This window comes from Stenotrophomonas sp. 05L414_2, assembly GCF_056397905.1.
The window spans coordinates 1-10,049 of sequence record NZ_JBFTOJ010000155.1; the positions used below are offsets into that span (position 1 = coordinate 1).

General features: G+C 66.5%; 8 protein-coding genes. 5 read left to right on the top strand and 3 right to left on the bottom strand.

Annotated features, from left to right (window positions below; all coding sequences use genetic code 11):
* Nucleotides 1-395: MarR family winged helix-turn-helix transcriptional regulator (locus tag AC1DJN_RS17670; RefSeq protein ID WP_478039623.1), on the bottom strand; the 395-nt coding region annotated here is incomplete at its 3' end.
* Between the two features lie 178 nt (nt 396-573).
* Between AC1DJN_RS17670 and AC1DJN_RS17675 the strand changes: the two genes are divergently transcribed.
* On the top strand, nt 574-1,737 hold the full coding sequence (locus tag AC1DJN_RS17675) for a serine hydrolase domain-containing protein (RefSeq protein ID WP_312308415.1): 1,164 nt from the start codon (nt 574-576) through the stop codon (nt 1,735-1,737).
* 156 nt (nt 1,738-1,893) lie between these two features.
* Here AC1DJN_RS17675 and groL read toward each other — a convergent pair whose 3' ends face one another.
* Together groL and AC1DJN_RS17685 are read right to left on the bottom strand one after the other, a co-directional pair.
* On the bottom strand, nt 1,894-3,543 hold the full coding sequence (gene groL / locus AC1DJN_RS17680; protein ID WP_478039625.1) for a chaperonin GroEL: 1,650 nt from the start codon (nt 3,541-3,543) through the stop codon (nt 1,894-1,896).
* Nucleotides 3,544-3,625: 82 nt separating this feature from the next.
* Complete coding sequence (locus AC1DJN_RS17685) at nt 3,626-3,913, bottom strand: co-chaperone GroES (protein ID WP_025878649.1); 288 nt, start codon at nt 3,911-3,913, stop codon at nt 3,626-3,628.
* A 352-nt stretch (nt 3,914-4,265) separates the two neighbouring features.
* Between AC1DJN_RS17685 and AC1DJN_RS17690 the strand changes: the two genes are divergently transcribed.
* The 4 genes from AC1DJN_RS17690 (at nt 4,266) to AC1DJN_RS17705 (ending at nt 9,407) form a co-directional block, all read left to right on the top strand.
* Nucleotides 4,266-6,056 carry an endonuclease gene (locus tag AC1DJN_RS17690; RefSeq protein WP_059065293.1) on the top strand — a complete coding sequence of 597 codons (1,791 nt, stop codon included), beginning with the start codon at nt 4,266-4,268 and terminating at the stop codon, nt 6,054-6,056.
* Between the two features lie 68 nt (nt 6,057-6,124).
* On the top strand, nt 6,125-6,463 hold the full coding sequence (gene cutA, locus AC1DJN_RS17695; RefSeq protein WP_442252402.1) for a divalent-cation tolerance protein CutA: 339 nt from the start codon (nt 6,125-6,127) through the stop codon (nt 6,461-6,463).
* Nucleotides 6,460-8,850, top strand: a complete 2,391-nt coding sequence (locus AC1DJN_RS17700; RefSeq protein ID WP_478039628.1) for a protein-disulfide reductase DsbD family protein — start codon at nt 6,460-6,462, stop codon at nt 8,848-8,850. Before cutA ends, AC1DJN_RS17700 begins: the two co-directional genes overlap by 4 nt.
* A complete protein-coding gene (locus AC1DJN_RS17705; protein ID WP_032976458.1) occupies nt 8,847-9,407 on the top strand; it encodes a TlpA family protein disulfide reductase in 561 nt (186 codons plus the stop codon). The genes AC1DJN_RS17700 and AC1DJN_RS17705 overlap by 4 nt, the downstream gene beginning before the upstream one ends.
* Nucleotides 9,408-10,049 lie beyond the last annotated feature (642 nt).

The following is a 10,049-nucleotide window of genomic DNA, read 5'->3' on the forward strand; positions in this document are numbered from 1 at the left end:
ATCCAATGGGTGTGCTGGTCGAACAGATCGTCAGCCAGGCGCTTGCCGCGCGCGGTCAGCACGATCTGCAGACGGCGGCCATCCTCGGCATCGTTGCGTCGCTGCAGCAGGCCGTCACGCTGCAGGCCATCGAGCAACCCGCTGATGGTGGCGCGGGTGACGCCAGCGCGCTCGGCCAACGCGTGCGGAGGCAACGTGCCACCAGCACCGTGCAGCAGGAACAGCACAATGAAACGGCCCTCGCTGAGGCCGTGCGGCGCCAGGCGTGAAGCGCAGTCACGGTCGATCGCGCTGGACAAGGCCAGCAGCTGGAAGCACAGGCGCAGCTGGGCCAGGTGGGGATCGCCGCGACGGCCAGCCTCCTGGATGAGAGCCGTGTGTTTTGCTTCAAGCATCCATCATATCCGTGATGATTAGGTGCCTTATTATATTTTCGATCCCGCAGGGCGCAAGTCCGGACCGGGCTGCCGCAGGGCATGACGCGGCGCCGCCCCGGGGCCTGGATGGGGTCGACCGGCGCCAGCAGCCAAAGCTGCGGTAGCATCGCGCCACGTCCCGCCAGGAGTTCCACGCATGTGCCGTGTCGTCCTGTTGTTGCTGACGCTGTTGCCGATGGCCGTAGTCGCTGCGCCACCACCGCTGCCATCGCCAGCCCGCATTGATGCCCAGGCGCACCGGCTGATGCAGGCCGCACACGCACGTGGCATGGCGCTGGCGGTGATCGACGCCGGCAAGGTGGTGCACGTGGCCGCCTATGGCGAGCGCAACGCCGCCGGCGAACCGCTGCGTACCGACACCGTGATGTACGCCGCTTCGCTGACCAAGATGGCCTTCGGCCACCTGGTCGCGCAGCTGGCACAGGACCAGGTGATCGCGCTGGACGCCGGCATTGCCACGTATCTGGACAAGCCATTGCCGGACTACCCCGTCGATACGAAGCACTACGCCGATTACAGCGTATTGGCCGGCGACGAACGCTGGCGCCGGCTCACCCCGCGCCTGCTGCTCAATCATGGCAGCGGCTTTGCCAACTTCGCGTTTCTGGAACCGGATGGCAGGCTGCAATTCCATTTCGATCCGGGCAGCCGCTACGGCTATTCCGGCGAAGGCTTGATCCTGCTGCAGTTCGTGCTCGAACGGGGGCGCCTTGGCCAGGACATCGGCGCGCTGATGCAGCGTCGCGTGTTCGACCGCTTCGGCATGCCCCGCACCAGCATGATGTGGCGCGAGGATTTCGCCACCAACCTGGCCGACGGCTGGACCGCCGATGGCACGCCCGAGCCGCATGACGAGCGCAGCCGGGTGCGGGCCGCCGGCTCGATGGATACCACCATCGCCGACATGGCCAACTTCGCAGCGGGCTATGTGCGCGGCGAAGGCCTTTCAGCGGCGATGCGGCAGGAGCTGGTACGTCCGCAGCTGCCGATCACCACGGCCAGCCAGTTTCCGACCCTGCAGGCGGAACTGCCGGTAGCGGAGCGGCGCAGGGACCTGGCAGCCGGCCTGGGCGTGGTCACCTTCCGCGGACCGCAGGGGCCCGGCTTCTACAAGGGCGGCCACGATGACGCGGTGGGCAACACCCTGGTGTGCATCGAGCAGGGCCAGCGCTGCGTGGTGATGCTGGGCAACGATGTCCGCGCCGAGGCGGCGTTTCCGGCGCTGGTGGCGTTCGTGCTTGGCGATACCGGAGTGCCGTGGGACTGGGAGTACGGCGCGGAGAAGGTGCTCGTGCGCTGACGCCATCCACGCATGGCGTGGATCTACTGGCATGGACCGATGGGCATGGATTCATTGGCATGGACCCATTGCTGTGAACCCATTGGCGGCAACACGCCACCCACAAAAAAACCCCGCCTTGCGGCGGGGTTTTTCATTGCAGCAGTGCAGCGGGACTTAGAAGTCCATGCCGCCCATGCCACCCATGCCGCCCATGCCACCAGCGCCACCCATGGCCGGCTCGTCCTTCTTCGGAGCGTCGGCAACCATGGCTTCGGTGGTGATCATCAGGCCAGCGATCGAGGCTGCGTTCTGCAGCGCCGAACGGGTCACCTTGGTCGGGTCTAGGATGCCGAACTGCAGCATGTCGCCGAACTCGCCCGTAGCGGCGTTGTAGCCGAAGCTGCCGGTGCCTTCCTTGACCTTGTTGACGATGACCGACGGCTCTTCACCGGCGTTGGCAACGATTTCGCGCAGCGGGGCTTCCATCGCGCGCAGGGCGATCTGGATGCCGTGGTTCTGGTCTTCGTTGGCACCCTTCAGGCCAGCCAGTGCGGAGACCGCACGGACCAGGGCAACGCCGCCGCCCGGAACCACGCCTTCTTCAACGGCCGCACGGGTCGCGTGCAGGGCGTCGTCGACGCGATCCTTCTTTTCCTTCATTTCGATTTCGGTCGAAGCGCCGACCTTGATCACTGCAACGCCACCGGCCAGCTTGGCCACGCGCTCCTGCAGCTTCTCGCGGTCGTAGTCCGAGGAGGTSTCTTCGATCTGSGYCTTGATCTGCGCAACGCGCGAATCGACCGCAGCCTTGTCACCCACGCCATCGATGATGGTGGTGTTTTCCTTGGAGACCTGCACCTTCTTGGCGCGGCCCAGGTCCTTGATGGTGGCCTTTTCCAGCGACAGGCCGACTTCCTCGGAGATCACGGTGCCGCCGGTCAGCACGGCCATGTCTTCCAGCATCGCCTTGCGACGGTCGCCGAAGCCCGGAGCCTTGACGGCCACGACCTTGACGATGCCGCGGATGGTGTTGACCACCAGGGTCGCCAGCGCTTCGCCTTCGACTTCCTCGGCAACGATCAGCAGCGGCTTGCCAGCCTTGGCGACGCCTTCCAGCACCGGCAGCAGGTCACGGACGTTGGAGATCTTCTTGTCGTGCAGCAGGATGTACGGGTCATCCAGGTCAGCGGTCTGCGACTGCTGGTTGTTGATGAAGTACGGGGACAGGTAGCCGCGGTCGAACTGCATGCCCTTGACCACGTCCAGCTCGTTGTCCAGGCCCGAGCCTTCTTCAACGGTGATCACGCCTTCCTTGCCGACTTCCTTCATCGCGTTGGCGATGATCTGGCCGATCGACTCGTCCGAGTTGGCCGAGATCGTGCCGACCTGGGCAATGGCCTTGTCGTCAGCGGTCGGCTTGGAGATGTTCTTCAGCTCGGCGACGGCAGCCACGACGGCCTTGTCGATACCGCGCTTGAGGTCCATCGGGTTCATGCCGGCAGCAACGGCCTTGGCGCCTTCGCGGATCAGGGCCTGGGCCAGCACGGTGGCGGTGGTGGTGCCGTCGCCGGCGTCGTCGTTGGTACGGGAGGCGACTTCCTTCACCATCTGCGCGCCCATGTTCTCGAACTTGTCMKCCAGTTCGATTTCCTTGGCGACGGACACGCCGTCCTTGGTGATGGTCGGGGCGCCGAAGCTCTTCTCGAGCACGACGTTGCGGCCCTTCGGGCCCAGGGTGGCCTTGACGGCATTGGCGAGAACGTTGACGCCGCGCACCATGCGCGAACGGGCGTCTTCACCGAAACGAATATCCTTGGCAGCCATTGCGTTTACCTCATTGGTAGCGCCGGGCCATGCCCGGCGGCTGGGTGTTGGAATCAGGGGATGAAGCAGGTCGCGCCGACGCTCAGCCGATGACGGCGAGCACGTCGTCTTCGCGCAGGACCTTGTACTCGACGCCTTCGCTCTTGTACGAGCTGCCGGCGTACTGGCCGTAGATGACCTTGTCACCGACCTTCAGCGACGGAGCGCGCACGTTGCCGTTGTCCAGCGGCTTGCCCGGGCCCACGGCCACGACTTCACCCTTGGTGGACTTTTCCTTGGCGGAGTCCGGGATCAGGATGCCACCGGCGGAAACTTCGTCGGCTTCGATCGGCTTGACCACAACGCGGTCGTGCAGCGGCTTGATGCTCATGTGGGACCTCTTAAGTTATTGATTGATCTGAAAAAGTCCGGCGATGTTAGCACTCGCACCAAGCGACTGCCAGCAACGCGCGTGAAAAAGCCCGACAGGTCGGGAGCACGACAGAGATGGAGACCTCCGGAGGCCTTTCAAGGCCCGCCCCCGAAATTTTTCCCGGCGGCCCGGCGGCACTCCATCCCCGCGCGGACGCCTTTATAGGGATGCGTCGCGGCAAGCCAAGGGGGAGTTGGCCACCATTTGGTGACCGCCGTCGCACTGTCAGATATCTGGCGTTCATTTACGACAAAGTGTCACCGGATCGGCTTTAGGGTGGCCCGGCATTCCCAATCACAAGGAGTAGTCGATGCGATTGCTGTCCCCGCTCGCCGCCGCCTGCCTGCTGGCCCTGGCTGCCGCGCCGGCCCAGGCCGAGGTCTTCATCAACGAACTGCACTACGACGACAGCACCGCTGCCGGTGACGTCGGCGAAGCCATCGAAGTGGTCGCCACCGCCGGCGAAGACCTGTCCGGCTACCGCCTGTACCTCTACAACGGCAGCAACCCGTCGGCCGCCACGGTCTACGCCAACAACGCGGTGCCGGCCGGAACCGCGGCGAGCTGCGGCAGCGCCACCCTGGCGGTGGTCACCTACCCCAGCAACGGCCTGCAGAACGGTGCCAACGACGGCATCGCCCTGGTCGACGCCAGCGGCAAGGTGGTCCAGTTCCTCAGCTACGAGGGCGCGATCACCGCTTCCGGTGGCCCCGCCGCCGGCATGACCAGCCAGAACATTCCGGTTGCCGAAACCAACAGCACCGCGGCGGGCACCTCGCTGCAGCTGACCGGCAGCGGCAGCCAGTACGCGCACTTCACCTGGGCCGAATCGGCCAGGCAGACCTTCGGCAGCTGCAACAACAACCAGACCTTCAGTGGCGGCGGCACCCCGGGCCCGAACACGCCGCCGTCGGTGTCCACCACCACGCCGGCACAGGGCAGCAGCACCTTCCCTGCCGCCGCCGACCTGGAAGTGGTGTTCAGCGAGACGGTCAACCTCGCCAGCGGCGCCTTCGCACTGACCTGCGGCACTTCGGGCAGCGTGCCGCTGACCTGGCCGGCCAGCGGCAAGAGCGTGAAGCTGTCGACCAACACCGCGCTGGTCGCCGGTGAAGCCTGCCGCTTCGACATCCGTGCCGCACGCATCACCGATGCGCAGGGTGCCCGCCCGGCGACCGACAGCCGCATCGCCTTCACCGTGGCCACCACCACCGGCAATCCGGACCCGGGCAATCCCGGCGGACCGGCCGGTTACTACTCGAAGGTCAACACCAGCAGCCCCAGCCAGCTGCGCTGCTCGCTGCACGCTACCATCAAGGGCCACACCGCGTATCCGTACAGTGGCTCGGGCACCAGCACCTGGACCATCCTGGAAATCGCCGACGAAGATCCGAACAACAGCGGCCGGATCCTCGATGCCTACCGCAACCACAGCTTCGCCAAGGTGACCGACCGTGCAGGCAGTGGCAGCGGCCTGAAGTACAACCGCGAGCACACCTGGCCGAACTCGCTGGGCTTTGCCAGCACCACCGGCGACAAGGGCCTGCCGTACGCGCCCTACACCGATACCCACATGCTGTACCTGACCGACGCACAGTGGAATGCCGACCGCGGCAACAAGCCGTTCGGCAAGTGCGATGCCAACTGCGGCGAGCGTGCCACCGAAGCCAACAACGGCCACGGCGGTGGCAGCGGTGGCTACCCGGGCAATTCGAACTGGGTGCGTACACCGGATGGCAATGCCGGTACCTTCGAGGTGTGGGGCCATCGCAAGGGCGACATGGCACGCGCGGTGATGTACATGGCCATCCGCTATGAAGGTGGCAAGGATGCGGCCACCGGCCAGTCCGAACCGGACCTGGAACTGACCGACGACCGCAGCAAGATCGTCAAGACCAGCAGCTCGCCGGCCTACATGGGCCTGCTGTCGACCCTGATCGACTGGCACCTGTCCGATCCGCCGGATGCCGCCGAGCAGGCGCGTAATGACGTGATCTACTCGTTCCAGGGCAACCGCAACCCCTTCATCGACCACCCCGAGTGGGCCACMCCGGGCCTGTTCACCTCGGCCAAGCCGGCCACCTGCCAGCTGGCCAACTGACCGCGCAACGCTGCGGTCCACTGCCGTCGCCGGGCCCTGCCCCGGCGACGGCCCTATACTCGACGGTCATGTCGACCGTCGATCCCGTCCTGCTGCTGTTGACCACCTGCCCGGACCGGGCCAGTGCCGAGCGCATCGCGCACGCGCTGGTCGCCGAGCATCTGGCTGCCTGCGTGACCCGCCTGGACGGCGCTCAGTCGACTTACCGCTGGCAGGGTGAGGTCACCACCGACGCCGAGCTGCAGCTGCTGGTGAAGACCACCGCAAGCCGTGTCGATGAAGCCATCGCCCGGATCGTCGAACTGCATCCGTATGAACTCCCGGAGTGCATCGCGGTCGAAACCCGGGCCGGCCTGCCGGCGTATCTGGACTGGATCCGGGCACAGACCCGGGAGGACATTGATTGAAGACTCTGTTTGCGCGTGGCGCCGCCTTGTGCGCTCTGTTGTGGCTTTCATTGCCGGCCTTCGCGCTGGATGAGAAGGATCTGCTGCCGGTGGACCAGGCGTTCGCGCTGACCGCCAGCGCGCCCGAGCGTGGCCAGATCCAACTGCAGTTCAAGATCGCCCCGGGCTACTACCTGTATCGCCACCGCACCACGGTGAAGGCCGATCCGGCGTTCAACGCCGCTGCGCTGCAGATGCCCGCAGGCAAGAAGCACCACGACGATTTCTTCGGTGAGGTGGAGACCTACCGCGAGCGCCTGCAGGCCACCCTGCCCGGCGCGCCCACCGATGCCGCCGGCACCATCAGCCTGGAAGTGCGTTACCAGGGCTGCGCCGATGCTGGTGTGTGCTACCCGCCGCAGAAGCGCGTGGTGCAGGTGACCCTGCCCGGTGCAGGCGGTGCGGCGGCCACGCTGCCGACCGCACGCGCCACCGGCGCCAGTGCATTCAACAACCCGCTGGCCGGCGCCGGCAGTGGCGGTGGCCTGCGGCTGCCGGGCACCAGCAACAGCCAGGCACTGCCGCTGCCGTCGGATCAGGCATTCGGCTTCGATGCCATCGCCAGCGATGGCAATACCCTGCTGCTGCGCTTCAGCCCGGCACCGGGCTATTACCTGTATCGCGACCGCACCTCGCTGAAGCTGGAAGGCAGCGCCGGGGTACTGGCCGACAAGCCGCGTTGGCCGGCGGCGCAGTCGCACCGCGACGAGCACTTCGGTGATGTGGCGGTCTATTTCAACCAGGTGGAAGTGCCGGTGCCGCTGCGCCGCAGCCGCGCCGAGGCGGTCGACAGCACGCTGGTGGTGACCTTCCAGGGTTGCCAGACCGATGGCATCTGCTACCCGCCGATGACCCGCCGGGTGAAGTTGTCGATCCCCGCCGGCAAGGCCAACACCACCAGTGATGCACCTGCCGCACGCGACGAAGTGATTCGTTCGCTGCCGGCTTCGGCCACTGCCGGCACCCGCGAGGGCGCCAACGGCACACCGCTGCGCCTGCTTCCGACCGTGYCCAACGACGCGCCGGCCGCCACGGGTGGTGCCGACGCCAGCAACGGCTCGCGCGATGCCTTCGCCGCCGACGCGCAGCAGGACAATGCGCTGCGTACCAAGGCTCCGAGCCGCGTACCGAAAACCGACAGCTCGCTGCTGTGGGTACTGCTGCTGGCACTGGGCGGTGGCCTGGTGCTGAATCTGATGCCCTGCGTGCTGCCGATCCTGTCGCTGAAAGTGCTGAGCCTGGCGCAGAGCGGTGAAAGCGCCGAGCGCGCCCGCAGCCATGCCATGTGGTACACGCTGGGCGTGCTGGTCGCCTTTGCGGTGATCGGCGCGCTGATGGTCGGCCTGCGCATGCTCGGCAATGCGGTCGGCATCGGTTTCCAGCTGCAGCATCCCGGCGTGGTCGCGGCGTTGGCCTACATCATGTTCGCGGTGGGCCTGAGCCTGTCCGGCGTGTTCACCATGGGCGGCGGCATCGGCAACTTCGGCCAGTCGCTGGCGCGACGCAGTGGCCCGGCCGGCGACTTCTTCACCGGCGTGCTGGCCTGCGTGGTCGGCAGTGCCTGCGTGGGACCGTTCTTCGGCCCGGCGGTGGCCTATGCCTTCGTTGCACCGCCGGTGGCGGCGATGCTGGTGTTCCTGTTCCTCGGCCTGGGCCTGGCCCTGCCGTTCCTGCTGATCGGCTTCGTGCCGGCGCTGGCCCGTCGCCTGCCCAAGCCGGGCCAGTGGATGGAAACCCTCAAGCACGTGCTGGCCTTCCCGATGTACGCCGCCGCGTTGTGGCTGCTTTGGGTGCTGGGCAAGCAGCGCGGCGTGGATGGCATGGCGCTGGCGCTGGGTGGCCTGCTGCTGCTCACCGGCGGCCTGTGGCTGTTCGAGCGCAGCCGCTGGCGCAGCCAGCGCGCGGCCGGGCTGCTGGGCGTGCTGCTGGTGATCGCCGCGCTGGTGCCGGTGTGGGCGGTGACCCAGCTGGCACCGCCGGCGCGTGCCGCGCAGGCGAGCAGCGAGAACGTGGTGGATTATTCGCCGCAGATGCTGGACCGCCTGCGCGCCGACAACCGCGTGGTGTTCGTCAACATGACCGCCGACTGGTGCGTGAGCTGCAAGGCCAACGAGCGCGCGGTGCTGTCGCGCCCGGAGTTCAAGGAACTGCTCAAGCGTACCAACGCGGTGTACATGCGTGGCGACTACACCAATGTCGACCCGCAGATCACCGCGTTCCTGGATGAGCACAAGGCCGTGGGCGTGCCGCTGTACGTGGTGTACGGCCCCGGCGCCCCGCCGACGGTGCTGCCGACCCTGCTGACGCAGGCGCTGGTGGAAGAAGCACTGCTGCGCACCGCGCGATGAAGTGGCAACGGCCAGCGCTGCTGTGGACAGCAGTGCTGGCTGCCGGTCTTGGCCTATGGGCCGGCAACCGGCTGGCGCCGGAGCCGGCGACGGAAGCTGCAGCGCCTGTTGCGGTATCGCCGCCGGCGCTGCCGATGCTGCGGCCCGGTGATCCGCTGCCGGCGCTGGTGCTTGCCGATGCTGAAGGTCACGCGCTGGATATCCACGAACGCTTCAAGGGCCGCCCATTGCTGGTCAATGTGTGGGCCAGCTGGTGCGGCCCCTGCGTGGAAGAGATGCCCGAACTGGCCCGCTTTGCCGAGGGCCAGGGCGCACACGGCGTGCAGGTGTTGGGCCTGGCACTGGATACGCCGGACGGCGTGCGTGATTTCCTGCAGCGAGTGCCGGTGGACTATCCCATCGTGCTCGATACCCCCGGCCCACGCGATGCCAGCGTGCAGTTGGGCAACGCGCAGGGTCTGCTGCCCTACAGCGTGCTGTTCGACGCACAGGGACGGATGGTGAAGGCCAAGCTCGGACCGTTCGCGCACGGCGAAATCGAAGGCTGGGCGAAGTAGGTCGGCAGGGCTGCGCCCTGCACCTGCGGATGCTTTCAGGCAACAGCAACAGCAACAGCCGAAGCAACGGCCAAAGCGGCATTGCGTGGGATGGCGGGGCGGTGTCGGAGTGCGGGGACGCCGCAAGTACGTCCTTGTAGCTCGTGTGCGCTGTCCTGCGCACACGGCAAGACCGGGGTTGGGCGTCCTGCCCAGCCCGCCCGAGGCATGCCTCGGGCCCATGCGGCTGACACCCCGCACTCCGACACCGCCCCGCCTCTGACAGATTTCCGGTGTCTGATGGATCTACCTCGTGCGTGGATGAATCTTCATCGGAATCGAATATGTCGACAATTGAACGAAGAGCATCCACGCGTGGCGTGGATCTACGTGTCGACCAAGGTCGACACCTACCAACAGCGGCGGGGAATTGTCGAAGGCGGGGCGATGAATCTTCATCGGAATCGAATAGTTGGACAATTGAACGAAGAGCATCCACGCGTGGCGTGGATCTACGTGTCGACCAAGGTCGACACCTACCAAGAGCATCGCAGAACGCCATTCCGRCAGMTCGCGGAMAAYTGTCGAAGGCGGGGTGGGTCCGGTTGCGGGGGTGTCCGCGGCATGGATGCCGCGGCCAAGCCCCCATGGATGGGTTTACGG

Bases quoted from the DNA above. Each gene is read 5' to 3' on its own strand.
- AC1DJN_RS17675 (WP_312308415.1), top strand. From the start codon at position 574: ATGTGCCGTGTCGTCCTGTTGTTGCTGACGCTGTTGCCGATGGCCGTA.
- AC1DJN_RS17685 (WP_025878649.1), bottom strand. From the start codon at position 3,913: ATGAGCATCAAGCCGCTGCACGACCGCGTTGTGGTCAAGCCGATCGAA.
- cutA (WP_442252402.1), top strand. From the start codon at position 6,125: ATGTCGACCGTCGATCCCGTCCTGCTGCTGTTGACCACCTGCCCGGAC.
- AC1DJN_RS17705 (WP_032976458.1), top strand. From the start codon at position 8,847: ATGAAGTGGCAACGGCCAGCGCTGCTGTGGACAGCAGTGCTGGCTGCC.